The organism is Salinigranum halophilum (assembly GCF_007004735.1).
Taxonomy (GTDB): Archaea; Halobacteriota; Halobacteria; order Halobacteriales; family Haloferacaceae; genus Salinigranum; species Salinigranum halophilum.
In genome coordinates this window covers 320,678-344,795 of the sequence record NZ_ML660182.1, presented here as the reverse complement: position 1 = coordinate 344,795, position 24,118 = coordinate 320,678, and the positions used below count along the sequence as shown (strand labels likewise).

23 protein-coding genes and 1 tRNA gene are annotated in these 24,118 nt (G+C 67.6%); 12 read left to right on the top strand and 12 right to left on the bottom strand.

All coding sequences use genetic code 11. The features are described from left to right. Positions 1-32: 32 nt before the first annotated feature. The 3 genes from E6N53_RS01780 (at position 33) to hisF (ending at position 4,676) form a co-directional block, all read left to right on the top strand. Positions 33-1,793, top strand: a complete 1,761-nt coding sequence (locus tag E6N53_RS01780; protein ID WP_142856432.1) for a glycoside hydrolase family 13 protein — start codon at positions 33-35, stop codon at positions 1,791-1,793. A 118-nt stretch (positions 1,794-1,911) separates the two neighbouring features. Beyond that, positions 1,912-3,684: a glycoside hydrolase family 13 protein gene (locus E6N53_RS01775; RefSeq protein ID WP_142856430.1), complete on the top strand. Its 1,773-nt coding sequence runs from the start codon at positions 1,912-1,914 to the stop codon at positions 3,682-3,684. Between the two features lie 173 nt (positions 3,685-3,857). After that, positions 3,858-4,676 carry an imidazole glycerol phosphate synthase subunit HisF gene (gene hisF, locus E6N53_RS01770; protein ID WP_136588730.1) on the top strand — a complete coding sequence of 273 codons (819 nt, stop codon included), beginning with the start codon at positions 3,858-3,860 and terminating at the stop codon, positions 4,674-4,676. Positions 4,677-4,749: 73 nt separating this feature from the next. On the opposite strand, the gene E6N53_RS01765 is transcribed toward hisF, so the two are convergent. From E6N53_RS01765 to E6N53_RS01750, 4 genes are all read right to left on the bottom strand, one after another. Next, the gene (locus E6N53_RS01765; RefSeq protein ID WP_136588729.1) at positions 4,750-5,034 is read right to left on the bottom strand and encodes a DNA-directed RNA polymerase subunit L; all 285 of its coding nucleotides are present in this window, start codon (positions 5,032-5,034) and stop codon (positions 4,750-4,752) included. A 70-nt stretch (positions 5,035-5,104) separates the two neighbouring features. Next, positions 5,105-6,112 (bottom strand): MBL fold metallo-hydrolase, encoded by a 1,008-nt coding sequence (locus E6N53_RS01760; protein ID WP_142856428.1) that lies wholly within the window; start codon positions 6,110-6,112, stop codon positions 5,105-5,107. 440 nt (positions 6,113-6,552) lie between these two features. After that, positions 6,553-7,182 carry a uracil-DNA glycosylase family protein gene (locus tag E6N53_RS01755; protein ID WP_201741052.1) on the bottom strand — a complete coding sequence of 210 codons (630 nt, stop codon included), beginning with the start codon at positions 7,180-7,182 and terminating at the stop codon, positions 6,553-6,555. Positions 7,183-7,325: 143 nt separating this feature from the next. Continuing rightward, complete coding sequence (locus E6N53_RS01750; RefSeq protein ID WP_136588727.1) at positions 7,326-7,799, bottom strand: DUF5793 family protein; 474 nt, start codon at positions 7,797-7,799, stop codon at positions 7,326-7,328. Between the two features lie 86 nt (positions 7,800-7,885). On the opposite strand from E6N53_RS01750, the gene E6N53_RS01745 reads away from it, so the two are divergent. The 7 genes from E6N53_RS01745 (at position 7,886) to E6N53_RS01715 (ending at position 15,450) form a co-directional block, all read left to right on the top strand. Further along, the gene (locus tag E6N53_RS01745; RefSeq protein WP_142856426.1) at positions 7,886-8,389 is read left to right on the top strand and encodes a DUF7549 family protein; all 504 of its coding nucleotides are present in this window, start codon (positions 7,886-7,888) and stop codon (positions 8,387-8,389) included. Positions 8,390-8,524: 135 nt separating this feature from the next. Continuing rightward, positions 8,525-10,180 (top strand): type II/IV secretion system ATPase subunit, encoded by a 1,656-nt coding sequence (locus E6N53_RS01740; protein ID WP_142856424.1) that lies wholly within the window; start codon positions 8,525-8,527, stop codon positions 10,178-10,180. A gap of 3 nt (positions 10,181-10,183) precedes the next feature. Continuing rightward, positions 10,184-12,364 carry a type II secretion system F family protein gene (locus tag E6N53_RS01735; protein WP_142856422.1) on the top strand — a complete coding sequence of 727 codons (2,181 nt, stop codon included), beginning with the start codon at positions 10,184-10,186 and terminating at the stop codon, positions 12,362-12,364. 43 nt (positions 12,365-12,407) lie between these two features. After that, entirely contained in the window at positions 12,408-13,076 is a 669-nt protein-coding gene (locus tag E6N53_RS01730) for a class I SAM-dependent methyltransferase (RefSeq protein ID WP_142856420.1), read from the top strand. 99 nt (positions 13,077-13,175) lie between these two features. Next, a complete protein-coding gene (locus E6N53_RS01725) occupies positions 13,176-14,192 on the top strand; it encodes an NAD(P)/FAD-dependent oxidoreductase (RefSeq protein ID WP_136588722.1) in 1,017 nt (338 codons plus the stop codon). Between the two features lie 195 nt (positions 14,193-14,387). Then, positions 14,388-14,458, top strand: a tRNA-Gly gene (locus E6N53_RS01720). A gap of 314 nt (positions 14,459-14,772) precedes the next feature. After that, positions 14,773-15,450 carry a carbonic anhydrase gene (locus E6N53_RS01715; RefSeq protein ID WP_142856417.1) on the top strand — a complete coding sequence of 226 codons (678 nt, stop codon included), beginning with the start codon at positions 14,773-14,775 and terminating at the stop codon, positions 15,448-15,450. Between the two features lie 69 nt (positions 15,451-15,519). On the opposite strand, the gene E6N53_RS01710 is transcribed toward E6N53_RS01715, so the two are convergent. Then, positions 15,520-16,173, bottom strand: a complete 654-nt coding sequence (locus E6N53_RS01710; protein ID WP_142856415.1) for a bifunctional 4-hydroxy-2-oxoglutarate aldolase/2-dehydro-3-deoxy-phosphogluconate aldolase — start codon at positions 16,171-16,173, stop codon at positions 15,520-15,522. A gap of 308 nt (positions 16,174-16,481) precedes the next feature. Between E6N53_RS01710 and E6N53_RS01705 the strand changes: the two genes are divergently transcribed. After that, positions 16,482-17,840 carry a hypothetical protein gene (locus tag E6N53_RS01705; RefSeq protein WP_142856413.1) on the top strand — a complete coding sequence of 453 codons (1,359 nt, stop codon included), beginning with the start codon at positions 16,482-16,484 and terminating at the stop codon, positions 17,838-17,840. A gap of 14 nt (positions 17,841-17,854) precedes the next feature. On the opposite strand, the gene E6N53_RS01700 is transcribed toward E6N53_RS01705, so the two are convergent. The 3 genes from E6N53_RS01700 to E6N53_RS01690 all read right to left on the bottom strand — a co-directional run bounded on the left by E6N53_RS01700 (position 17,855) and on the right by E6N53_RS01690 (position 20,688). Continuing rightward, positions 17,855-18,610 (bottom strand): ABC transporter permease, encoded by a 756-nt coding sequence (locus tag E6N53_RS01700; protein ID WP_142856411.1) that lies wholly within the window; start codon positions 18,608-18,610, stop codon positions 17,855-17,857. Beyond that, positions 18,607-19,590 (bottom strand): ABC transporter ATP-binding protein, encoded by a 984-nt coding sequence (locus tag E6N53_RS01695; RefSeq protein WP_136588717.1) that lies wholly within the window; start codon positions 19,588-19,590, stop codon positions 18,607-18,609. The genes E6N53_RS01700 and E6N53_RS01695 overlap by 4 nt, the downstream gene beginning before the upstream one ends. Before the next feature lie 66 nt (positions 19,591-19,656). Beyond that, the gene (locus E6N53_RS01690) at positions 19,657-20,688 is read right to left on the bottom strand and encodes a Gfo/Idh/MocA family protein (protein WP_142856409.1); all 1,032 of its coding nucleotides are present in this window, start codon (positions 20,686-20,688) and stop codon (positions 19,657-19,659) included. A 117-nt stretch (positions 20,689-20,805) separates the two neighbouring features. On the opposite strand from E6N53_RS01690, the gene E6N53_RS01685 reads away from it, so the two are divergent. Beyond that, positions 20,806-21,834, top strand: a complete 1,029-nt coding sequence (locus E6N53_RS01685) for an aldo/keto reductase (protein ID WP_201741051.1) — start codon at positions 20,806-20,808, stop codon at positions 21,832-21,834. Between the two features lie 262 nt (positions 21,835-22,096). On the opposite strand, the gene E6N53_RS01680 is transcribed toward E6N53_RS01685, so the two are convergent. The 4 genes from E6N53_RS01680 to E6N53_RS01665 form a co-directional block, all read right to left on the bottom strand. Then, positions 22,097-22,510: a hypothetical protein gene (locus E6N53_RS01680; RefSeq protein ID WP_136602234.1), complete on the bottom strand. Its 414-nt coding sequence runs from the start codon at positions 22,508-22,510 to the stop codon at positions 22,097-22,099. Positions 22,511-22,514: 4 nt separating this feature from the next. Further along, positions 22,515-22,745: a SelT/SelW/SelH family protein gene (locus E6N53_RS01675; protein ID WP_142856407.1), complete on the bottom strand. Its 231-nt coding sequence runs from the start codon at positions 22,743-22,745 to the stop codon at positions 22,515-22,517. Positions 22,746-22,798: 53 nt separating this feature from the next. Then, entirely contained in the window at positions 22,799-23,281 is a 483-nt protein-coding gene (locus E6N53_RS01670; protein WP_136588713.1) for a histidine kinase, read from the bottom strand. Positions 23,282-23,402: 121 nt separating this feature from the next. Then, complete coding sequence (locus tag E6N53_RS01665; RefSeq protein ID WP_142856405.1) at positions 23,403-24,110, bottom strand: DUF7546 family protein; 708 nt, start codon at positions 24,108-24,110, stop codon at positions 23,403-23,405. Between the last annotated feature and the right edge of the window lie 8 nt (positions 24,111-24,118).

The window sequence follows — 24,118 nt, the reverse complement described above, 5'->3', positions numbered from 1 at the left end:
AACCAAACCGTCTCCGCTCGGGGCTCTGAGCAATGCCAGACGGAGACATCGAACGGCGGTGGTGGAGAGAGTCCGTCGTCTACCAGGTCTACCCGCGAAGTTTCAACGACACCGACGGCGACGGCGTCGGCGACATCCCGGGCATCGTCGAGAAGGTCGACTACCTCGACGACCTGGGCGTGGACGTCGTCTGGCTCAACCCCGTCTACGACTCGCCCAACGCCGACAACGGCTACGACATCGCCGACTACCGGTCCATCATGGACGAGTTCGGAACGATGGCCGACTGGGAGGAGCTACTGGACGAACTCCACAGCCGCGACATCAAGCTCATCATGGACCTCGTGGTGAACCACACCTCCGACGAACACGAGTGGTTCGTCGACTCCCGCGCCGGCGACCCCGAGTACGAGGACTTCTACATCTGGCGCGACGGGAGAGACGCCGACGAGGTGTCGTGGTCGGCGACGGAAGGCCCGGCGGGCGAAGCGCCCCCGAACGCCTGGAAGTCGTACTTCGGCGGCCCGGCCTGGGCGTACGACGAGGAGCGCGAGGCGTGGTATCTCCACCTCTTCGACGTCAAGCAGCCGGACCTCAACTGGGAGAACCCCCGAGTGAGAGACGAGGTGTTCGAGATGATGGAGTGGTGGTTCGACAAGGGAATCGACGGCTTCCGGATGGACGTCATCAACCTCATCTCCAAGCCCGAGGGCCTCCCGAACGACCCCGACGACCCGTTCTGTGGCGCGATGACGGGGCCGACGAACGGCCCGCGCGTCCACGAGTTCCTCGCGGAGATGAACGAGCGCGTCCTCGACCGCGAGTATCTGACCGTCGGGGAGATGCTCGGCCCGGAGATACCCATGGAGCACGCCCGCCGCTACCTCGACCCCGACGAGGACGGCCTCTCGATGCTGTTTCACTTCGAGCACATGCTGTTGGACCGTGGCGACGACATCTGGGAGCGCGACGAGTGGGCGCTCTCGGACCTCAAAGCGGTGTTCAACCGCTGGGACGACGGGCTGAAGACGGAGGGGTGGAACTCGCTGTACCTCAACAACCACGACCAGCCGCGGATGGTCTCGCGGTTCGGAAACGACGGCGAGTACAGGCGCGAGTCGGCGAAGCTTCTCGGGACGCTGTTACACACCCTCCGGGGGACCCCGTACATCTACCAGGGCGAGGAGCTCGGGATGACGAACTACCCGTTCGAGTCGCTCGACGACTTCCGCGACGTGGATACGCTCCGGCCGCTCGAGAACGCCATCGAAGCGGGCGAGGTCGACTCGTTCGACGCGGTGAAGGAGGCGGTCCGGGCGAACAGCCGCGACAACGCACGGACGCCGATGCAGTGGTCGGCTGGCCCCAATGCGGGCTTCACCGACGGCGAGCCGTGGCTCGGGGTGAACCCCAACAAGGGTGAGGTGAACGTCGAGACCGAGCGGGCCGACGAGGACTCGGTGTGGCATTACTATCGCGACCTCATCAGCCTCCGGAAAGAACACGACGTCGTCGTCTACGGCGAGTACGACCCCCTGTTCCCCGACGACGACACCGTGTGGGCGTACACTCGGACGCTCTCGACGGCAGACGGCGACGAGCGGTTGCTCGTCGCCCTCAACTTCTCCGACGACGACGTCGCGGTCGGTCTTCCCGACGACGTCACGAGCGAGGAGGGGGCGCTCCTCATCGGGAACTACCCGGTCGACGGCGACTCGGACGTCGTGTCCGAACTCGCGGCGGGCGACCTCCGTCTCCGGCCGTGGGAGGCGCGGGTGTACGACCTGCGCTGAGGACGAACGGTACCCGCGCGGGCCGACGCTCCGCGCCCGGCCCACACACCGTGTGCGCACGTCGCACACACCGCGCGGACCGATGGAAAAAAGAGTACCCGTTAGCGAGTTCTCTCTGATGACCGTTCCCGACCACGAACGCGCGTGGTGGAAAGAGTCCGTTGTCTACCAGGTCTACCCCCGGAGTTTCAACGACACCGACGGCGACGGTGTCGGTGACATCCCCGGCGTCGTCGAGAAACTCGACTACCTCGACGACCTGGGGGTGGACGTCGTCTGGCTCTGCCCCGTCTACGAGTCCCCGAACGTCGACAACGGGTACGACGTGGCCGACTACCGAGCCATCCTCGACACGTTCGGGACGATGGCCGACTGGGAGACGCTGCTGGCGGGTCTGCACAGTCGCGGGATGAAGCTCATCATGGACCTCGTGGTGAACCACACCTCCGACGAACACGAGTGGTTCGTCGACTCCCGCGCCGGCGACCCCGAGTACGAGGACTTCTACGTCTGGCGCGACGGGGAGGCGGTCCCCGAATCCGAGTACGAGGCAGGGCTGTACGACCCCGCCGAGTATGGGCTCCCGCGGGACGCCCGTGAGCGGCCGCCGAACGATTGGGAGTCGTTCTTCGGGGGGCCGGCGTGGACCTGGGACGAAGGAAGAAAAGAGTGGTATCTCCACCTCTTCGACGAGCGTCAGCCCGACCTCAACTGGGAGAACGCCGACGTGCGCGAGGAGGTGTTCGAGATGATGGAGTGGTGGTTCGACAAGGGGATCGACGGCTTCCGGATGGACGTCATCAACCTCATCTCGAAACCCGAGGGCCTCCCGGACGGCGAGGACGACGAGGCCATCGTCCGCGGTGCGGACAAGTTCGTCAACGGCCCGCGCGTCCACGAGTACGTCCGCGCCATCCACGACGAGGCCGTCCCCGACGACGCGATGACCGTCGGCGAGATGGTCGAGATGAGCGTCGACGAGGCGAAACGGTTCCTCGGCGACGACGGCGACGGCATGAGCATGGCCTTCAACTTCGACCACATGCGCCTCGACTTCGGTCCCGACGGCGGCCGCTGGTCGAAGGGCGAGTGGAGCGTCCGAGAACTGAAAGAGACCATCACGCGCTGGCAGGTGGGCCTCGACGGCGAGGGGTGGAACTCACTGTATCTCAACAACCACGACGAGCCGCGGATGGTCTCGCGGTTCGGCAGCGAAGCGTATCGCCGCGAGTCGGCGACGCTGCTCGCGACGCTCCTGTACACCCTGCAGGGGACGCCGTACATCTATCAGGGCGAGGAGATCGGGATGACGAACTACCCGTTCGAGTCGCTCGAAGAAGTGCGTGACGTCGACACTCTTCGAAACGTGGAAGAACTCGAACGCAAGGGGCGTTTCACCAGCGACGACGACCTGCTCGACCTCGTCCGATACCGCTCGCGGGACAACGCGCGGACGCCGATGCAGTGGTCGGCCGGCCCGACGGCCGGGTTCACCGACGGCGAGCCGTGGCTCCCGGTCAACCCCAACAAGAGCGAGGTGAACGTCGAGGCCGCGCGGGCGGACGCGTCGTCCATCTGGCACTACTACCGCGACCTCATCGACCTCCGACACGACGAGGACGTCCTGGTGTACGGCACCTACGACCTGCTCCTCCCCGAACACGACCGCCTGTGGGTCTACACCCGGACGCTGCGGGACGCGGAGGGAAGCGTGGCGGAGCGAACGTTGACCGTGTTGAACTTCGGGAGCGAGGCGGTCGAGTTCGAACCGCCGACGGGCGTGGCCGGCGAGGCCGACGAGGTGTTGATTGCGAACTACGGGGAAGTGAACACCACGGTCGAGGCGGAGACGCTCCGCCCGTGGGAAGCGCGGGTGTATCGGTTACGGTAGCGGTTCGATACAGCGGCATACGGTTTGTCGGAGACGTGTTCGAGAGCGATAGCGTGAGAACTGCGCCGCGAGCCGTCTCACAACGCCGGGCGGCCGTCCAGCCGTGAGCCGAGGGCGTGAGTACTGTCGAAGACGAAACGGTGAAACCCGGCCCCGGCGACTTCCGAACGAGAATGCTCACGAAGCGAATCATCCCCTGTATCGACGTCGACCTCGACGACGAGGGGAACGCAGCGGTCTACACCGGGGTGAACTTCGAGGACCTCAAGTACACCGGTGACCCCGTCGAGATGGCCAAGCGGTACAACGAGGCGGGTGCCGACGAGTTCGTCTTCCTCGACATCACCGCCTCGGCCGAGGGACGCGAGACGATGCTCAACACGGTGTCACAGGTCGCCGACGAGGTGTTCATCCCGCTCACCGTCGGTGGCGGCATCCGGACGAGAGACGACATCAAGGAGACGCTTCGGGCGGGCGCGGACAAGGTCTCCATCAACACCGCCGCCCTGGAGAACCCCGCCCTCATCGACGAGGGCGCGCGGGCGTTCGGGTCGCAGTGCATCGTCATCTCCGTTGACGCGCGCCGTCGCTACGACGACGAGGGGGAGTACTACGAACAGGTCGACGGCGAGTCCTGCTGGTTCGAGTGTACGGTGAAAGGCGGCCGCGAGGGGACCGGCGTCGACGTGGTCGAGTGGGCCACAGAGGCCGAGACCCGCGGTGCGGGCGAACTCTTCGTGAACAGTATCGACGCCGACGGGACGAAAGACGGCTACGACATCCCACTCACGCGCGCCGTCTGTGACACCGTCTCCACCCCGGTCATCGCCTCGTCGGGGTGTGGCGGCCCCGAACACGCGTACGAGGTGTTCACGGAGGCGAACGCCGACGCGGCGCTCGCGGCTTCCATCTTCCACTTCGACGAGTACACCGTCCGCGAAGTCAAAGAGTACCTCGCCGAGCACGGGGTGCCGGTCCGCCTCGAGGACTGACCGACGCGCTCGGCGGGAGGGGGACACAGAACGAGTCGGCGCGCGCCGACCGAAGTCAGAGGAACCGAACCGGTCAGTGGGCGGCCTCGAACGCCTCGCGGAAGGCGGTCGTCTTCGACTGGACGCGGCCGGCCGCGTCCGCGAGTGCGTCGAGGGGGTCAGCACCGTCTTCGGTCTTCAGCGTGAGGATCGGTTCGGTCTGTCCGCCGGACTGTTCGGGGTTGACGTCGTACGTCGCCGCGGCGACGCCCGGTGTCTCCAGCAGACTGCCCTTGAGGACGTTCATGAACGTGTGGTCCTCGCCGGCGATTTCGAGGCGGAGTTGGTCGGCCGTCTTGTCGATGACCCGCAGTTCCATGTCCTCTCATTTTCCGCTGACGCGTTTCAACGTTTCGTGTCCAGCGCGTCGGGCGCGGTCGGAGACGACCCTACAGCACGGGAAACAGCGACGCCACGTCCACCTCGCTGTCGACGAGTCGGTACCGGTGACCGTCGCGCTCGACCGCCCCGGCACGACAGAGGTGGTCGAGGTGTGCCCACGCCTCGCCGGGGCCGTGGAGGATGTGGATCCGCTCGAGCGCCCCGAAGAGGTGCGCCGAGACGGTCCAGACGTCACAGGGGCCGTGGTCGTCGAGAACGGCCACGACCCGGCGGGTGCGTTCGCGGTGGTGCTCGAGAATCGTCCGGGCACGGTCCGCCGGAGCGTCGATGGGGTCTCTGTGTCCCGGCCACGCCCGGTGCCAGTCCGCGTCGACGATGCGTTCGAGGCTCGCCGTGTACGCGTCGAGCGGGGAGTCGACCCGGAGGTCAGCGCCGCCGACGTTCGGCGTGTACTTCGGGAGGATGGCGTCGCCGACGAACGCCTCCGGTCGTTCCTCGTCGAACGCGAACCCGCACAGCCCGGCCGCGTGTCCGGGGAGGTGGACGACGTCGAGGGCGACGCCACCCACCCGTAACCGAGCGCCGTCTTCGAACGGTGTCACCTCGACCGGTTCGCCGCGCGCATCGGCGTGGCCGTCGAGGAACGACCGGAGTTCTCGCCGCGGCTCGTCGGGGAGCTGCCACTCCTCGAAGCGCCGTTCCTCGCGAGCGTGGTACGCCTCCCACGCGGCCTCGTCGCCCGAGACGAGGTCCGCATCCGCGGCGTGGACGTGGACCGTCGCCCCGCTCTCGGCCTGAATCGCGCCCGCGAAGCCGGCGTGGTCGGCGTGCCAGTGTGTGAGGACGACGTCGTCGACGTCCGAGAGCGCGAGGTCGAGCGAGCGGAGCCCCGATTCGAGTTCGACACGGGTCTCCGGCAGGGCGATGCCGGCGTCGACGAGGGCGACCCGGTCTCCCTGGTGGAGGACGTAGACGTCGTTCTTCCCCTCGAAGACGGTGTTCCCCAGCTGGATGCGTCGAACGTCGGTCTCCGACGAACTCGAATCCGTGGACATACCCTTCCTCCCGGGGGTGGCGTAATGAGTGTTTCACCCCGACGCGAGACGCCGACGGCACGAGGACGACACGGCCGTCGCTGTGCTGTGTCGTGAAGGCAAACGGGGACCGCAACGGAGGCGGGCCCCGGACTGACCAAGCCACTGCGAGGAGCACCAGTCCTGCAGGTGCCTGACGCGCCCGGCGGCATGTGACACCACGCGCGTCGAACTCTTATTGCAGAGATGTGTTGAAAAAGATGGTGTTCGCGCCAATTACAACCATTGATTCAGTATCGAGTACTATATTGTTCAAAGTTTATCCCCATATTACTGGATGATAAAAGGCATATCCGGCGTTCGACATGGTCGTTTGTGCACGTCTCGTCTGAAATCCTGGACCGGGAGCGAGTGGTCGTCAGCCCGCGCGCCGCCGGCGTGAGAGTGCACACCGTGCACGTTCACCGGACGTGATACGGCTGGTCACCGGCGATGAACCGCCCGAGGTCGACCTCGCGGCGGTAGTCGGTCCGCTGGAGTTCGCGGAGCCCATCGACGAGCCGGTCGTACGCCGCGTCGGTCCACTCGGCCGGGTCGAGCGCAGGGACGACGAGGAAACCGGCACCCCTGAGCTCCGTCCCGTGTAGCGTCTCGAGGTCCAGCGTCTCGTCGACCGGCCGCGCGGTGTGGTTCTCGAGAACGTACGCTGTCGCGCGGGCACCGACGGGGACGAGGACGTGTGCCGCGATGGCACGGAGCTCCGCGTCGAGGTAGGGTTCGAGCTCCGTGTAGTCGGCCTCCGTCGGTCCGTCGGCCTCGGGGACGCACATGTGGAGGTACGAGAGGTAGGTTCGGTTGACGGTCGGTTCGTCGCCCGTGGTCTCGAGGAGCCCCGCGTCCGCGAGTGCGGCCTGAAGCCGGCGGCCTGCCTCGTTCGTGAACGGCACGCCGGTGTCGGCGCCCCCGTGGACGCCCGGGTGGTCACCGATGACGTGGAAGTGCGCGTTGGCGTCGCCGTAGCCGGGAACGAAGCGGGCACAGTCCGGCCGCATCCCGAAGGGGTTGCTGGTCCGGTCCGTGACGTTCTTCACGGAACGGCGTACGAACGCGGTGATTAAATCGCCGCGGTTTCGTGTCGGCCCCGACCCACCGCAGCGGCGCTCCGGCGGAGCGAGAAGCGGGGACGAACGACCTCGAGAGAGGCGCCGGGCGTGAGCCGCGGGAGCGACGTCGGTTACAGTTCGACGCCGGAGGGAATGAGGCTCTCGGAGCGGAGGAGGTTCCCGTCGGCGTCGTAGACGAGGAACGTCTGTTTCTCGTAGACGACGAGGTCGTCGCCATCGAGCGATATCTCGACCCGGTAGCGCCCGTCGTCGACGTCGGCGCTGCGGCCGTACTCGCGTGCGGCCCGGATGAAGCGGAAGACGTTCTCGACGGACTCGTTCAGTTCGAGGATGAAATCGCCGGTCAGGCGGTTCGTGACGCCGACGACGCCCGTCGGTTCGTCGTCGTCGAGCGCGTCGACGAGCCTGAAGGCGACGTCCGTCTCGGCGGCGTCGAGCAGTTCGCCGTCACCGGTCGAGAGGCGTTCTGTGAGCGATTCGTGCGGGCCGTGGAATTCGATGCGCACCAGCGGCTGCTGGGGGGCCCCTCCGTCGTCGACCCAGTCGACGTCGTGGACGTCCAACGTGAAGTAATCGCGCCTCATTCGATAGGCGAGAGTAAGGTACGCCCCCGTATCAACGTAACGCCCGGTGTCGACAGCTTTTTTCACCTCGGATGTGCCCTCCGGGTATGGTCTGGGTCCGCTCTGAGTACGCGGGGGAACTCGCCGTCCTCTCGACGTGGCTGTCCGCGTTCATCCCCTGGAACGTGATGCGCTCCTCCGTGGCTGGCGGGAGCGTGCTGTTCGTCCGGTTTCCCTTCCTGCAGGTTCGGTACACCTACGGCGTGCCGTTCGCCGAAGGGGCGCTACTCTTGGACCCGCTGTCGGCTATCTCGTTTCAGGCGGGCAACTCCATCGCCGTCGCCTACCAGGCGTGGGCCGCGGGCGCGGGCGTCTTCGCCGTCGCGTTCGTCTTCTCGCTCGCGTACTACGCCGCCGAGGAGCGCGTCGAGGCGCTCCCCATCGACCCCGTCCGGGTCGTCGGCACGCTCCTCACCCTGACGGGCGTCGTCCTCGCCGTCGCGACGTATCTGCTGTTCACCCGCGGGTTCCCGGGCGTCCCGATCCCCGTCGGCGTGGTGTTCTTCTTCCTCTTCGGAGGCGTCCTGCTTACCGTCGACAGGACCGACTGAGCCGCACGTCCTGGGCACCCCGCGCGCCCGACTGGCCAGCCGCCCGTCCGTGGGCCGATTCTCACCGCTGAGAAGCCCGGACGAACCCTTTTATCTCCGGTCCACCCAGTGTCACAGCAGTATCAGGAGTCCGTAATGTCTCGACAAACAACAGAGGAGGGCGGCGACAGCCACGGGCCGCCAACCGAAGGGGCCGGTGGGCCGCTCGACGGACTGCGCCGTGGGGTCCGACAGGTGCTCGGCGTGGTTGGTCTCGGGGGGTTCGAGTACCGGCCGCTCCAGCCGTCGGTGGACGGGCCGCTGAGCGAGTTCTCGGTCCCGCCCGGCCACGAGGAGGTCGAACGCTACTGGGTGGACGCACCGTACACGTACGTCGTCGTCACCCACGACGACGAGGCGAGCGAACACCGCTACAACGTGGTCGAACCCGACCTGGACCCGTTCGAGCAGACGCTCCTCGAACGGATTCGAGACGACATCCGTGAGCCGCTGCTCTACCGGGACGGGACCGACGACCTCGGCGAGGTCGCGCTCCGAGACGAACTCGAGTCGCTCCTCAACGAGTACGGCGTCGACGTCGACGCCGCCGCCTTCCACGCACTGTTGTACTACCTCGTCCGTGACTTTCTCGGCTACGACCGGGTCACCCCGCTGATGAACGACCCACACATCGAGGACATCTCGTGTGACGGCTACGACCTCCCCATCTTCGTCTACCACAGCGGTTACACCGACATCGAGACGAACGTCACGTTCGGCCCGAAGCAACTCGACAACTACGTCGTCCGCCTCGCTCAGCGGTCGGGCCGACACGTCAGTGTCGGCGACCCCGTCGTCGGCACGACCCTCCCCAACGGGTCGCGTGCGGAGTTGGCCCTCGGCGAGGAGGTCACGCCGCGCGGGTCGGCCTTCACTCTCCGGATGTACGCCGACGAACCGTTCACGCCCATCGACCTCATCGACTACGGCACCTTCTCGGTCGAGCAGATGGCGTATCTGTGGCTCTGTATCGAGAACAACCGCTCGCTCGTCTTCGCCGGCGGCACCGCCTCGGGGAAGACGACGTCGATGAACGCGGTGTCGATGTTCATCCCGCCGCGGTCGAAGGTGCTGACCATCGAGGACACCCGCGAACTGACGCTGTACCACGACAACTGGCTCTCCTCTATCACCCGGACGCGACTGCACGAGGGGGCGGACATCGACATGTACGACCTCCTCCGATCGGCGCTCAGACACCGCCCCGAGTTCATCATCGTCGGCGAAGTGCGCGGTGAGGAGGCCGTGACGCTGTTCCAGGCGATGAACACCGGCCACACGACGTTCTCGACGATGCACGCCGACAGCGTCGAGACGGTCATCAACCGACTGGAGAACGAACCCATCAACGTCCCGCGTGCGATGGTGCAGTCGCTGGACCTGCTGTGTGTGCAGACGCTCACGCGGTTCGACGGCGAACGGGTCCGGCGCTCGAAGGGCATCGGCGAGATCGGCGGTATCGACCAGCGGACGGGCGAACTCGACTACGCGAACGCGTTCGCGTGGGACGCCGAGACGGACACGTTCGACCGCTACGACAGCACGCTCCTCGACGAGATTCGCGACGACCGCGGCTGGACGCAGACGCAGCTTCGACGCGAACTGCGGAACCGCGAGCGCTTCCTCCACTTCCTCGCCGACCGCGGCGTGAACGACTACCGGACGTTCACCGCGCTCGTCAACGAGTACTACGTCCACCCCGACCGGGTCATGCAGCGTGTCGAGGACGCCCGGGAGGTCTCGGCCGACTGAGCCATGCTCCACCTCCTCGCCCCCCTCGTCGTCGCCACGGGCCTCGTGGCGTTTCTCGGAGCGGCGCTCGTCGACGACCGGGTCGACCGGGCGCTCAGCCGGGTGAGTCTCCGCCTGTTCGGCTCGTACACGGGGCGCAACGCTCGACGGCGCGAACGCGAACGCGCACGGATGCGCGCTGCACACGTCGACCAGACGCACGGCCGCTTCGCCGCGCGGACCATCTTCGTCGCCACGGCGCTGGGCGTCGTCGGGGCCGTCGCGGCCGTCTACGCCGTCGGGTTCGTCCTCGTCGTGGTCGGAGTCGACCCGCCGACGCTCGCACGGGGGCTGTTCGGAACGCTCGGCGTGACCGCCCCGTCGGCGTTCCGGGGGACGTCGTCCTCCGTCGTCGCGTTCTTCGCCGGGACCGACAGCGTCGCGCAGGTGACGCCCGTCGGCCTGGTCGTCGTCGTGGCAATCGCGGTCGCAACCCTCACGCTGCCGGTCGCCGTCGTCGGGTACTGGGGGCGATGGCTGTACCTCGACCAGGTGGCGGCCGCGCGGGCGAACCGCATCGATACGACGCTGCCGCGGACCGTCGCGTTCATCTACGCGCTCTCGCGTTCGGGGATGCCGTTCCCGAAGGTGCTCGAGACGCTCGCGGCGAACCGCGAGGTGTACGGCGAGGCGGCCGCGGAGTTCGCCGTCGCCGTCCGCGACACGAACGCGTTCGGGACCGACATCATCACCGCGCTGGAAGACACCGCGCGCCGGACGCCCAGCGACGGGTTCGAAGAGTTCGCCGAGAACCTCGCGAGCGTCCTCGGCTCGGGGCGGGCGCTCTCGTCGTTCCTCCACGAGCAGTACGAGCGCTACCAGAAGGAGATCGCAGACCAACAGCAGACGTATCTCGACCTGCTCGAGACGTTCGCCGAGATTTACGTCACGGTCCTCGTCGCCGGGCCGCTGTTTTTCATCACCGTCCTCGTGGTCATCGGCCTCGTCATCTCCGACACCTTGCCGCTGATTCAGGTGGTCACCTACATGGGTATCCCGCTGGCGAGCATCGCGTTCATCGTCTACATCAACAGCATCACCGACTCGCTCCGGGCGTCGGGCTGGCAGAGCGACCTCGACGTCGGCCGCGAGCGTGACGCGGTCCCCGGTCACGCGGAGGCGCTCGAGGCGGTGGCCGACGGCGGAACCCTCGACGCGACGACGGCGCGCGAGGCGCGAAACTACGCCAACCTCCGGACCTACGACCGGACCGAGACGCTCCGCGCGTGGGTCGAGGACCCGAAGGGGAAGCTCCTCCAGAGGCCGCTGGTGACGCTGTACCTCACGATTCCGCTCTCTGTGGTGTGGGTCGCGGTCACGTTCGACCGGTCCGTCGCCTTCACCGGCACCCTACTGGCCGTCGAGGGGTTCAAACTGTACCGGGTGTTCGGTGTCGTCGACCAGCCGGTCGTCGAGGCATCGCTCGTCGTCATGGGCGTGTTGTCGCTCGTCTACGAGCTCCGAAAGCGCACTTACCGGGAGATAGAGAACACGACCCCCGACTTCCTCGACCGGATGGCGAGCGTCAACGAGGCCGGGCTGACCGTCGTCTCGAGCATCAAGCGGGTCTCCCAGACGGACCTCGGCGTGCTCGGCACGGAACTGCGGCGGGCGTACCGCGACATCGAGTGGGGCGCGGACGTGGCGAGCGCGCTCCGTCGCATGGCCAACCGGACACAGGCACCGATGCTCACCCGCTCCGTCGCGCTCGTCACCAACGCCATGGGCGCGAGCGGTGACATCTCGCCGGTGCTCCGAATCGCCGCGAACGAGACCGAGGAGACGCGCGCGCTTCGCGAGGAGCGCCGCCAGCAGATGCTCACCTATCTCGTCGTCATCTACGTCTCCTTTTTCGTCTTCCTCGGCATCATCGCCGCGCTCACCGTCTCGTTCATCCCCGCCATCGAGTCGGCGAGCCAGAGCGCGGCGTTCTCGGGCGACTCGGCCGTCTCCGCCGGCGTCTTCGCCGGTCTGGAGAACGTCGACACCGAGGCGTACTCGCTGTTGTTCTTCCACGTCACGTTGGTCCAGGGGCTCTTCTCGGGGCTCATCGCCGGGCAGCTCGGCGAGGGGAGCGTCACCGACGGGCTCAAGCACGCGACGCTGCTGGTGTTCGTCACCTACGTCGTCTTCCAGTTCATCTGAGACGAGTAGCGGCTTTTTTGTCGACCCTCCCCCGACGCAACGCATGGACGGCGACACGGGCGAGACCGCCCGAACGTACGACCGGATCGCGGAACACTTCGCCGCCACGCGCGAGTACGCCTGGCCCGAGGTGGAGGCGTTCCTCGACGAGCGACGCGGCGCGGTCGCGCTCGACGTGGGGTGCGGCAACGGTCGCCACACGGAACTCCTGGCCGACCACGCCGAGACGGTGGTCGGCCTCGACGTCAGTCGCGGCCTCCTGTCGGAAGCCGGTGCGCGTGCCGACGACCACGGCTTCGATGCGGCGTTGCTCCAGGGCGACGCGGCTTCGCTTCCGCTGAAGCGGGACACGGTCGACCTCGCGGTGTACGTCGCCACCCTCCACCACCTCACGCCTCGTTCGCGCCGCGTCGCCAGCCTCGACGAACTCGCGCGGGTGCTCTCGCCGAAGGGGCGAGCCGTCGTCAGCGCGTGGTCGACGGTCCACGACCGGTTCGCGGACGGGGAGGCAGACGGGAGCGACGGGGAGGATACGGGGTTCGACACCACGGTCGACTGGACGCTCCCCGGCGGCGAGACGGTCCCGCGCTTCTATCACATCTACGCGCCCGGGGAGTTCCGAGCCGACCTCGACGCCTCCTCGCTGACGCCCCTCGACGTGTTCGTCTCCAGCGGGAACTGTTACGCCGTCGTCCGGGCGGAGGGGGACTGAGTCGTCACGAAGGTGTGTGGTGTGTCATCACACAGCGGGTGGATTCGACCGGCGCACGAACGTCCGACGTTTATCTTTCCGTAGTCCAAGGAGAAGGTGATGACTGATTCGCCTACCGCAGAGGAGTTCGAGGTCGTCGTCGTCGGCGGGGGTCCCGCCGGCCTGACCTCGGCGCTGTACACCACGCGACTGGGACACGACACCGCACTCATCGACCGCGGTGGTGGCCGCGCGGCGATGATGCTCGACACGCACAACGTCATCGGCGTGCCCGAGTCGGTCTCGGGGAACGAGTTCCTCCAGACCGCCCGCGAACAGCTGGAAGGCTACGGGACCAGTCTCGTCCGGGACTTCGTCACCGACATCGAGCGGACCGACGACGGGCGGTTCCGCCTCGGGGGTAACGAGGGCGAGTACGTCGCCGAACGCGTCGTCCTCGGCGTCGGGTTCAACGACGAGCGCCCGACGCCCCCGCTCCCGCGGACGGGTCGCGGCCTCCACTACTGTCTGCACTGTGATGCGTACATGTTCGTCGACGAGTCGGTGTACGTGATGGGACACTCGGACTCGGCGGCGTACGTCGCGATGATCATGCTCAACTTCACCGACGACGTCGACATCCTCCTGCGCGGCGACGAGCCGACGTGGAGCGACGAGACGGACGAGCTCGTCCGCGCACACCCGGTCGACATCGTCGAGGAGGACGTCGTTGGCCTCACGAAGGACGACGACGGCTGGCTGGAGAGCTTCGAGTTCGAAGACGGCACGGTGCGCGAGTACAAGGGCGGGTTCGCGCTGTACGGCTCGAACTACAACACCGAGTTGGCCGAACAGCTGGGCGTCGAGCTGAACGACGACGGCACCATCGACGCGGACGACCACGGCCGGACCTCCGTCGACGGCGTCTACGCTGTCGGCGACATCGTCCCCGGACACAACCAGATTCCCGTCGCGATGGGGATGGGCGCGAAAGCCGGCATCGCCATCCACATGGAACTGCGGGAGTTCCCCAAGTCACTCGAGGAAATTGAAGCCGAAGGGCCGGTCGACGGCGAGGCGGTCCCGTCTATCTCGGACGAGTTACGCGAGACGGCGCGGGCGCACGGCGACGACTGAGCGCCGGAACCGGGCGGTCGTGTTCACGGCGGACGTCGCCGAGGCCTTCGCCCGCTCTCAGACGAGTAACGTAAGGTCCTTATTCCGGGGTCGGATATCAGGAACTGTCGCTGGTGACACTCGACTGAGCGCCGGTGTCTCCACCGAGCGAAGCGAGGTGGAGGCTCGGCGCGCGAGTGAGCGCAGCGAACGAGCGCGCCGGTGGTCTAGTGGCAGGACCTGAGCCTTCCAAGCTCATGGCCCGGGTTCAAATCCCGGCCGGCGCATTCTGCGAGGAACGGACGTGACGAGCGAATGCGTCACAGCGGGATTTGAATCAGGGAGCGTCGCGAGCGAAGCGAGCAGCGCGACCGTGGTTCACAATCCCGGCCGGCACATGCTGCGAGGAACGGACGTGACGAGCGAACGCGCGACGGCCTCCACGGGGGAGTGGACGGACCCGTCTCGGCACGGTTCACGAGTCACCACGTCTCGCGGTCGAGCCCGACTGCTCGCCTGTCGCCGCTCGCCGACGGGGAGCGCGCTGGCGCTCACGCCATATTTCCAAGCAGATATAGACGTCCACCGTGACGTGTCGGGTATGAACACCGGCTCCCGTCCCGAACAGCTCCTCAGTGACCTCCTCGATGGAAACGACCGCCACGTCGCCCGCGCCGACGAGTCGAAGTTCGACGCCGTCCGCGACGCCCAGCACCCGCCCGTCGTCTCCGTCTGCTGTTCGGACTCGCGCGTCTCCCAGGAGGGGATGTGGGACATCTCCGAGCCTGGCCAACTCTTCACCGTCGCGAACATCGGCAACCGCTCGACGACGGAGGTCGACGGCGAGCGCGTCCTCGACGGCGGCGTCGCCTACCCGGTGACGTTCACCGACACCGGCGTGGTCGCCATCGTCGGACACACGGGATGTGGAGCCGTCACGGCCGCCTACGACGTCGTCACGGGCGAGACCGACCTCGCGGCCCTCCCGGCGGGCGTCCAGCAGGACCTCGGCTCGCTCATCACGATGGTCGAGAACGCCCCCGTCGACCTCGACGGCGAGCGGAGCACCGTCGTCGACCGTCTCGTCGAGCACAACGTCCGCGAGCAGGTCGAGTTCGTTGCCACGCAGACCGACGCCGCCGTGTACGGCTTCGTCTACGACATTCACCACCGGTACGGCGACGCCGACGGGCGGGCGTACCTCGTCGCTGTCGGTGAGGGCGACCCTCACGAAGCCGTCGACGAGGCACATCGTGAGGTCGTCGCCCCACTGCTGTAACGCGACTGTGCGAGCCGTCGGGTCGGCGGTCGGCTCGAGTTCTCCGTGTCGAACCCTGGTCGCGAGTGGCTATGCCGAGCGTGCCGCGTCGACCGCCTCGGAGAAGGCGCGGGCGTTCTCGGTGATGGTCTCGAAGTCACCGGCCTCGACGGCCCCGGTGGGGACGAGGGCGCTGCCGGCGCCGACGACCTCCGCACCCGCGCGGATGAAGTCGCCGGCGTTGTCGGCGTCGACGCCACCCGTCGGCATGAGCGGAATCTGCGGGAGGGGTCCCTTGATACCGCCGAGGTGTCCCGGCCCTCCCGAGGAGGCGGGGAATATCTTCACGAAGTCCGCGCCGGCCTCGTACGCGGTCAGAGCCTCTGTCGGGGTGAACGCTCCCGGGGCGACGAGCGTCCCGTAGCGATTGCAGACGTCGACGACGTCCAACTCGACCGTGGGGCCGACGACGAACTCCGCGCCTGCACGGATGGTGTCGAGCGCCGTCTCACCGTCGAGGACGGTCCCCGCGCCGACGATGACCTCGTCGTCGAAGCTGCCGGAGACGGCATCGATCATCTCCAGCGCATCAGGGTTGTCCGCGGTTATCTCGATGGCGGTGACGCCACCGGCACGGAGGGCGTCGACCGTCTTCACGAGCGTGTCGGCGTCGGCACCGCGCATCACCGCGACGGTCCCGCTGGCTCGGAGGCGCTGCATCGCGTCGTGCTTGTCGAGGGACATACTCGTGGGTCCGCCCGACGCACTAATAAAGCCCGGCGAGGCGAACTGCTCGGACGCGCGACGTGGTCTCACCCGAGGTGACCCACTGCCACGAGGTGCCGTCAATCTCTCACCACCGAGACTCAGCGACACCGGCCGGGCGGTGTCGAGACCGGCCGCAGTCGGACGCATAGGCGAGAGACGTCTGCTTCCGAGCGACTCGTCCTCGACGGTCGTCTCTCGAACGGACCGTTCGCGAGGGTATCTGAGACTCAACACTGATAGTGTGACGCGAACGCTCAAGGAGCCCGCTGTGGTACGCAGCTCACATGGACCACTCCCGACGACGGATGCTTACCCTCGCGTCGTCGCTCTCCCTGCCACTCCTGGCGGGCTGTACCGGAATGCTCGGTTCGAGCGACGAGGGCGACAGTGACAGCGCGGGGGGCAGTGACGACAGCGGTGGCGGCGGGAGCGCGGCCGACGCCACAGCGACGCCGACTGAGACACCCACCCCCACGCCCGAGCCGACCTCCGAGTTCCTCGTCCGAACCCGGAACGTTATGGACGAGATCAGCTGGTTCGGCACCCAGTACCAGCGCGCGCGCCGCCGGTATCTGCTCGAAGTGAAACCGGTCACCGAGACCATCGCGAAGCTCAAGCAGGTCAACACCCTCACGTCGGGCGACGTCGAGGAACTCCGGTCGAAGACGACCGCGCTCGCGACTTACGTCTCCGAGGAACTCGCTCCTCACTTCGAGCTCGATGCGGCCCTCAGGCGGGGGAACAACATCTACGTCCGGAACTTCGAGGCGGCCGTCCAGCAGAACGACACGGCGGCACAGCAGGACACTCTCGGTCGGCTCGACGTCTTCTACACCCGGGCGACGAACGAGTCGTATCTCGACCAGCACCTCTCGGCGCACCCCATCGAGGCACCACTCCACGACTACCTCTCGTCGGACACCCAGGGGCAAGCAATCTTCGGCGTGAGCTACCCGCCGGGGGACAACTTCACGACACAGACGTTCTCCGACGAGTACAGCGACCGCGCGAGCGACGAGGTGCGCCCGCACGAACACGAGTTCCCGACCGGCCAGCGTGTCTACGCTCACGCGCACACGTACGACGCCGGCCACGACATCTACGACCACGGGAACGAGCGCCCGAACGGCATCATCTACGCCTTCTCCGACGGGGCCATCGACATCTTAGAGGACACCCAGGCGTGGCGCGAACGCCTCGGCGACTACGAACCGGCGTACACCAACGTCTTCGACGCGACGGTCACCCGGGAGGGCCGCGTCGACTACGCGTACGTCATGGCGAACAGGCTCGTCACGAAGACGGACAGCGACGAGCAGTTCGCGGGTGTCCCGATATTCGTCCAGCGGTTCGAGAGCCCGGAGGCAGCGGCGGCCGGGGTGGACACGCTCTTCTCGACGACGCTGGGCGAGGACGGCACGGTCAGGCTGGCGAACCGCGAGTGGACCCGCGTGTTCTACGACTACGACGGGCCGAACCTCTACGCGAACCTCCACCAAATCGGAGAGTTCATCCTCGTCACGGGCGTCTCGCCGCGGCCACACCGCGACCGGAGTCGCGAGCAGCAGTGGCCCGAACAGCTCAAGCTCTCGTGGCTCGGGATGGAAGAGCCGGCGACGCCGACGCCGCAGAGCGACGGCTGACGCGGCGGACGAGGTTATTCGGTCCAGGGGACCGCGACGGCTCCGAGCGAGAAGACGACGAGCGCGAGCACCGCGAGCACCGCCAGCGCCCCCGTCCAGTCGCCGCCGGAGAACGTCAGCGCGCGCACGCCGCGCGCGAAGTACGTCAGCGGCGACACCGCGGTCACGGGCCGGAACCACGCCGGCAGGAGGTCGGCAGTGACGAACGTCTCCGAGAGGAACAACAGCGGCAGTGCGACGGCGTTACTCGCGGCGATGACGCCGTCCTGTGAGCTCGAGAGCCGACCGATGAGTGCCCCGAGGCCACAGAACAGCGCGACCCCGAGGGCGACGAAGGGGACGAGGACCAGACTCGTGGGGGCGAGCGGAACCGACGCCCCGGTCACGAGGACGACGAGCACCAAGAGCAAGAGCGCCGCCAGCCCGATGACGACCACGTTCACGAGCGTGTGCGCGAGGAGCCACTCCGCGCGCGACAGCGGCGTCGTCGCCAGCTTCTGGAATCGGTTCCCCTCCCGGTGGCGCGCGATGGTCGACCCAACGCGTGACAGCGGCGTGAACAACACGACGACGGCCAGATAGCCGGGGACGTAGTAGCCCGGCGGCTCCGCGAACAGCCCGCCACCGGTAGGTTGGGTCTGTACCAACACGCCGAAGATGAGGACGATGATGACGGGGAAGAAGAAGGTGAAGAACACCGCGGTCCGGCGGCGAAGGAACGAGTGCCACGCCGCGTCGAACTCCGCGGCGATGCGGCCGAAGCGGGTCATCGGCTCTCCTCCGCGCCAGCGGCGAGTGCTGGACCGTCGGCGTCGGTGGATTCGGACGACGTCGGCGGTGCCACGCCGTCGCGCCGCCCCTGGAACGTCTCGCCGGTGAGCGACAGGTAGACGTCTTCGAGCGACGGTTCCGACCACGCCAGCGAACCGTAGGCGATTTCGGCCTCGTCGAGCGCCGTCGCGACGTCGCCGATCTCGCGCGGGGCGACGTCGCGGACGACGACACCCTCGGCGGTGGTCGAAACCGCGTACGTCGCCTCGAGCGCGTCGGTCGCGTCCCGGGTCGCCTCGGTCTCGACGACGAGCGTGCTCTCCCCGCCGTGTTCGGCGACCAGGGCTTCCGGCGAGCCGACCGCGACGAGTTCGCCGTCACAGAGGAGGCCGACCCGGTCGGCGAGACGGGCCACCTCGCGCATGGAGTGGCTGGTGAGAAAGACGGTCGTGCCGCTCGCCTTGAGGCGGTCGATGAGCCGCCAGACCGCCCGACGGCCGGCGGGGTCGATGCCCGTCGTCGGCTCGTCCAAGAAGAGCACGTCGGGGTCGTTCACTAGCGCCGCGCCGACGCACGTGCGGCGCTTCTGGCCGCCCGAGAGCTTCTCGTACCAGGTGTCGGCCGCATCGTCGAGACCCACCTCACGCAACACGACCTCCGGGTCCCGCGCCGTGTCGTAGAGGCCGGCGTAGTACGAGAGCAGTTCGCGGGGGGTGAGCCGTGCCGACGGCGAGAACGACTGCGGCAGGAGGCTCAGCCGGTTCGCGTCGACCCCGGCGGGCGGGGTCCCGAGCACCCGGACCGTTCCCTCGACGCCGGTCGTGCCGGTGAGCGCCCGGACGAGCGTGGTCTTGCCCGCCCCGTTCGGGCCGATGAGACCGAACACCTCGCCGGTCCCGACAGTGAGCGAGACGCCCCGGAGCGCCTGAACGTCGCCGTAGGACTTTCGGAGTCCCTCCGCGACGAGTACCTCGTCCATACCGTACGCTGGCGGCGGTTCAGGTGTAAGCGTTCGCTTTTCGTCGCGGTGTCGGGGGGCTGCGATTCACTCGTCGTCGGGCGAGACGAACACGCGGACGCCCCGCTCTGCCGACTCGTAGGCCGCCTCGGTGAGCGCAACGACGCGACGGCCGTCCGCCGCGGGAATCTCCAGGTCGGCCTCGCCGTCGATGGCGTCGACGACGTTTCCGAGTTTGCGCCGGGTGAGTTCCTCGAAGTCGGGGACCGAGGGCGTCGTCTCGTAGGTCATCCCCGCCTCGCGGACCGTGATGGTCTCCCCGTCGAACGAGACGGTCCCGTCGGTCCCCCAGATGCGGAGCGATTCGCCGGGGTCGGGGACCGAGGTGCCGTCGCCGGAGATTCCGACGCTCGCAGTGATCGGAGTCGGATTGGACGGTCTGGTTCTGATGGCCGCGTCGCGGCGTTCGAGCGTCATCGTGAGCGCGCTGTTGACGTCGACGTCGGAGCCGCGGCGGTCGACCGTCGCCGTGACGGAGACGGGGTCGGCCCGGAGCGTCCAGCAGAGGACGTCGAGGAGGTGTGACCCCGAGTCGTACAGCTGTCCCCCGCCGGAGAGCTCCGGGTTCGACCGCCACTGGTGTTGGGTCCACCTGATCCACTCCTGTTCGAGGTGGCCGACGACCATGTGCGGTCGCCCGAGACGTCCCTCGTCGACGAGGCGACGTAGCTCTCGGAATCGGGGGTCGAAGTGGCGCTGGTAGCCGACGGCGAGGACGAGGTCGTGGGTCTTGGCCCGCGCGATGAGGTCGTCGGCGTGAGCGAGGTCCGTCACCATCGGCTTCTCGAGGTGGACGTGGACGTCGCGGGAGAGACACTCCCGGGCCTGCTCGTAGTGGACCGTGTGTGGGGTGACGATGGTCACGAGGTCGACCTCCTCGTTCCCGAGGAGGTCGTCGAGCGTCTCGTACGCGGGACAGTGGAGTTCACGCTCGAACCGGTCGCGGGCGTCGGGAGAGGGGTCGGCCCCGCCGACGAGGGTGACCCCGTCGAGAGAGTCCAAGACACTGGCTTCGAGCCGACCGAGGTCGCCGAGGCCGAGACAGGCGGCGTGGTGCATACCGGGGTGGTGGCGGGGAGCCGAATAAGTGCGTGGGTCGGGGCAGGTGTTCGGTCCCGTCTCCAGACGCCGACCGCAACCCCGAGGGTTTTGTCGGCGGTCGGTCAATCCAATGGTATGAGCATGGACTACCGACGGCTCGGGTCGACGGGGACACAGGTGTCTGAACTCTGCTTCGGCACGTGGCGGTTCGGGCGCGACTCGCCCGAGGGGCCGGAGACGACGCGCGACGAAGCACACACGCTCCTCGACCGGTTCGCCGAACACGGCGGGACGTTCATCGACACGGCGAACGTCTACGGCGACCCCAATGGGACGAGTGAGAAGTGGATCGGCGACTGGCTCGCCGGCCGCGACCGCGACCAGTACGTCCTCGCGTCGAAGGTGTACTTCGGCTTCGACGAGTCGAACCCCAACGGGTCGGGCCTCTCGCGGCCCCACATCCGCCGACAGATCGAGGGGACCCTGGAACGGCTGGGAACCGACTACCTCGACGTCTACTACATCCACCGCTGGGACGACGAGACGCCCATCGACGAGACGCTCTCGACGCTCACCCGCCTCGTGGAGGAGGGGAAGGTGAACTACCTCGGCGCGTCGACGATGGCCGGCTGGAAACTCATGAAGGCGCTCGGACGGAGCGCACAGCACGACTGGGAGCGCTTCGAGGTGACGCAGCCGCTCTTTCACGCCGCATACCGCGACGACGTCGCGGACTACCTCGACGTCTGCGCGGACCAAGAGCTCGCGGTCTGTCCGTACTCGCCGCTCGCGGGCGGCTTCCTGACGGGCAAGTACGAACGTGCGGACCCCGACGACCCGAAACAGGTGAAAGCTCCCGACGGCTCGCGTGCCACCATCTACGACTCGTTCTCGGACTACTACCTCTCCGAGCGTGGCTGGCACGTCCTCGATGCGATTCGGGCGGTGGCCGGCGAACTCGACGCGACCCCCGCACAGGTCGCGCTTCGCTGGCTCATGGAGCAGGAGGCGTTCACCTGCGTCCCCATCGTCGGCGCTCGCACCGTCGACCAGTTGGACGAGAACGTCGGTGCCTGCGACATCTCTCTCTCACCCACTCAGTTCGAGCGCATCGAGAACGCCCGGTACGAGGACCCAGCGTCGAAGCGGCGCTGGGGTCACTGAACTCGGCGACCCGGTCCGGTTCTCCGCGGCGACGACGTGGTGTTCTGACCGGTCGCGGGGCCACTCCACACGACGGCCGAGCGTTCTTATCCGAAGCCGAGGCCACCCTCTTCCGGGCGATGACCTGACGACCGACGTGCGGCGGGGAGCGGGTGTTCAGTACGACGCCGTACGAGAGACAGTACTGACTGTCAGCACGCGAACGGCCGAGTGGCACGCGTGCCGGTCGATTCGAGGACGGAACTGACGGTGACGGGACCGTTCACGCCAGTTCAGCGTCGCGAACGAGGTCCGCAACGACGTGAGCGTAGAGGAGCACGGCGACGAAGACGCCGAGTCCAACGGTGAGGCGGGAGGCAAGCGCGACCAGCACACCCCCGAGCAACAGGTGTGAGAGGAGACGATACTGCCGGAGGCGTGGCTCGTCGACGTCGGCGAACACCTGTTCCTGGTCGACGAGCCCCACCCGAGGGTTCGTCACGGCGCGCCGGAGGTTCGACCAGTCCCCGCGCATCGCGCGGGCGATGACGAAGTGGTCGAGGTCGATGAAGACGGAGAAGAACACGCCACCCGCCCAGAGCGCAGCCTGTATCGAGAGCGACTCGGACGGCAAGAAGAGCGCCACGGCCACGGCACCGACGACCGCGCCGACGGCCGCGTGTTCCGCAGACTTCATCGATTCAGACGTACTCGCGGAGACGTCGGGTAACCTCGTCGACGTCGTACTCGTCGTCGGCTTTGTCCCACACGACCTCGTCGCCGACGCGTACCTGGAGGACGCCGTGGTCGCCGGTGACGAGAGCGACACGGTCGAGACGCTCGCCGAACTGTCGGAGGAGCGCGTGCTGGATGTCCTGTGCGCGGTCGAGAAAGCCACAGGGGACGCAGTACTCGATTTCGACGTCGGTCATACCTCGACTTCGCCGCCGCGAGACAAAAACAGTCCGGGAGTCGCGAGCGCGCCCTACAGCAGTCGACGGAGCGTCGGGTACGTCGCCCCGAGCACCAGCCCGTAGACGCCGTGACCGACGAACCCCATCAGCGTGAGGTTCGGGAGCGGCGGAGCGTTCGGGAAGCCGACTGCGGAGAGCCACAGCGGCATGGCGACGCCGGCGGTCGGGACGGTGAGGACGAGCCCGTACGCGAGTCCGACTGCGGCGGCCGTGCCGGTCTGCGTCGCGTACGGCCGCACCGCGGGCCGCGTCGCGAGGAGCGCGAAGCCGAGCCCCAACAGCGCCCCGTGGACGAGGTGGATTGCCCAGCCGGCGGCGAGATTCGGACCGGAGAGGCCGTACAGGGCGGGGATAGCGACCGCGATGACGCCCGTCGCGCCCATCGCCATCTGGACCGCGCCGAAGACGACGGTCCCCACGATGCCCGCGACGCCTGCACTCAGCCACTCGTGCTGTACCGAGACGGTCGTTTCCGATGAGACAACTGAACCCATCGACAGTCGATTCTGCCGTCTCCCGAATAAGCCCACCTCGGTGCTGTTTCCGCGTCGCACTTCCGGCGAAAACGGAGAGTCCGTCCGCAAAGGAGGTACCGGGAGGTGGAAGAGTTGTGGGCTACCGGGCGAGCGGCCGCCACGTCAACAGCGCCACCGTCGCGAGGAAGGCGACGGTGGAGATGTCGTAGGGCCAGGTGGTGGCGGCGGCGACGACGAACGACCCCGAGCCGAAGATGGTGGTGACGAGCGACCCGACGACGGGCCAGGCACACGAGACACACGAGAGCAGACCGAGCGACCCCGAGAGGGCCGTCCCGGCCGCGTCGATGACCGTCGCGTAGACGAGATACGCCAGGGAGAGGTAGCCGATGACCTTGTACGGCATGAGGATGACGAGCACCCACGACCCCTGGTAGACGAGCGCCGGACCCCAGCCGGGCGGGAGGAACCGAACGTCGAAGCTTCCGGCCGCCGCCGTCCCGTGGCTGTGGAGGTGCCCGTCGGTGACGAGCGAGGCGAGAGGGCTGGTGTGGCTCGGGCCGAGGATGCCACCGGCGACAGCGAGGAGGAGGAAGTAGCCGCCGGCGACGAGCAGCGCCAGCCGCTTCGTCCGCGCGCTGGCCTCGGCGGGTCGCGTCTTCGCCACGGCGTACAGCCCGGCGTTGATCCAGACGAACGCGTAGAGGATGAACCGCCACGAGTCGACACTGACGGACTCGGCGGCGAGGTAGAGCAAGACGGCGAGTATCTCGGCGTTGACGACGATGGCACCCACGAGCAGGTCCGACTTCGTGGGGCGCCAGTCGAGGCGGGTGACGGTGGACATGGGTTCGG

What these genes read in the sequence shown, in the direction of transcription:
- E6N53_RS01675 (WP_142856407.1), bottom strand. Translation starts at nt 22,745, where the DNA reads ATGACCGACGTCGAAATCGAGTACTGCGTCCCCTGTGGCTTTCTCGAC.
- E6N53_RS01745 (WP_142856426.1), top strand. Translation starts at nt 7,886, where the DNA reads ATGGTCTGGGTCCGCTCTGAGTACGCGGGGGAACTCGCCGTCCTCTCG.
- E6N53_RS01750 (WP_136588727.1), bottom strand. Translation starts at nt 7,799, where the DNA reads ATGAGGCGCGATTACTTCACGTTGGACGTCCACGACGTCGACTGGGTC.
- E6N53_RS01760 (WP_142856428.1), bottom strand. Translation starts at nt 6,112, where the DNA reads ATGTCCACGGATTCGAGTTCGTCGGAGACCGACGTTCGACGCATCCAG.
- E6N53_RS01705 (WP_142856413.1), top strand. Translation starts at nt 16,482, where the DNA reads ATGGACCACTCCCGACGACGGATGCTTACCCTCGCGTCGTCGCTCTCC.
- E6N53_RS01685 (WP_201741051.1), top strand. Translation starts at nt 20,806, where the DNA reads ATGAGCATGGACTACCGACGGCTCGGGTCGACGGGGACACAGGTGTCT.
- E6N53_RS01725 (WP_136588722.1), top strand. Translation starts at nt 13,176, where the DNA reads ATGACTGATTCGCCTACCGCAGAGGAGTTCGAGGTCGTCGTCGTCGGC.
- E6N53_RS01775 (WP_142856430.1), top strand. Translation starts at nt 1,912, where the DNA reads ATGACCGTTCCCGACCACGAACGCGCGTGGTGGAAAGAGTCCGTTGTC.
- E6N53_RS01780 (WP_142856432.1), top strand. Translation starts at nt 33, where the DNA reads ATGCCAGACGGAGACATCGAACGGCGGTGGTGGAGAGAGTCCGTCGTC.
- E6N53_RS01765 (WP_136588729.1), bottom strand. Translation starts at nt 5,034, where the DNA reads ATGGAACTGCGGGTCATCGACAAGACGGCCGACCAACTCCGCCTCGAA.
- E6N53_RS01730 (WP_142856420.1), top strand. Translation starts at nt 12,408, where the DNA reads ATGGACGGCGACACGGGCGAGACCGCCCGAACGTACGACCGGATCGCG.
- E6N53_RS01710 (WP_142856415.1), bottom strand. Translation starts at nt 16,173, where the DNA reads ATGTCCCTCGACAAGCACGACGCGATGCAGCGCCTCCGAGCCAGCGGG.
- E6N53_RS01690 (WP_142856409.1), bottom strand. Translation starts at nt 20,688, where the DNA reads ATGCACCACGCCGCCTGTCTCGGCCTCGGCGACCTCGGTCGGCTCGAA.
- hisF (WP_136588730.1), top strand. Translation starts at nt 3,858, where the DNA reads ATGCTCACGAAGCGAATCATCCCCTGTATCGACGTCGACCTCGACGAC.
- E6N53_RS01740 (WP_142856424.1), top strand. Translation starts at nt 8,525, where the DNA reads ATGTCTCGACAAACAACAGAGGAGGGCGGCGACAGCCACGGGCCGCCA.
- E6N53_RS01735 (WP_142856422.1), top strand. Translation starts at nt 10,184, where the DNA reads ATGCTCCACCTCCTCGCCCCCCTCGTCGTCGCCACGGGCCTCGTGGCG.
- E6N53_RS01680 (WP_136602234.1), bottom strand. Translation starts at nt 22,510, where the DNA reads ATGAAGTCTGCGGAACACGCGGCCGTCGGCGCGGTCGTCGGTGCCGTG.
- E6N53_RS01670 (WP_136588713.1), bottom strand. Translation starts at nt 23,281, where the DNA reads ATGGGTTCAGTTGTCTCATCGGAAACGACCGTCTCGGTACAGCACGAG.
- E6N53_RS01695 (WP_136588717.1), bottom strand. Translation starts at nt 19,590, where the DNA reads ATGGACGAGGTACTCGTCGCGGAGGGACTCCGAAAGTCCTACGGCGAC.
- E6N53_RS01700 (WP_142856411.1), bottom strand. Translation starts at nt 18,610, where the DNA reads ATGACCCGCTTCGGCCGCATCGCCGCGGAGTTCGACGCGGCGTGGCAC.
- E6N53_RS01665 (WP_142856405.1), bottom strand. Translation starts at nt 24,110, where the DNA reads ATGTCCACCGTCACCCGCCTCGACTGGCGCCCCACGAAGTCGGACCTG.
- E6N53_RS01715 (WP_142856417.1), top strand. Translation starts at nt 14,773, where the DNA reads ATGAACACCGGCTCCCGTCCCGAACAGCTCCTCAGTGACCTCCTCGAT.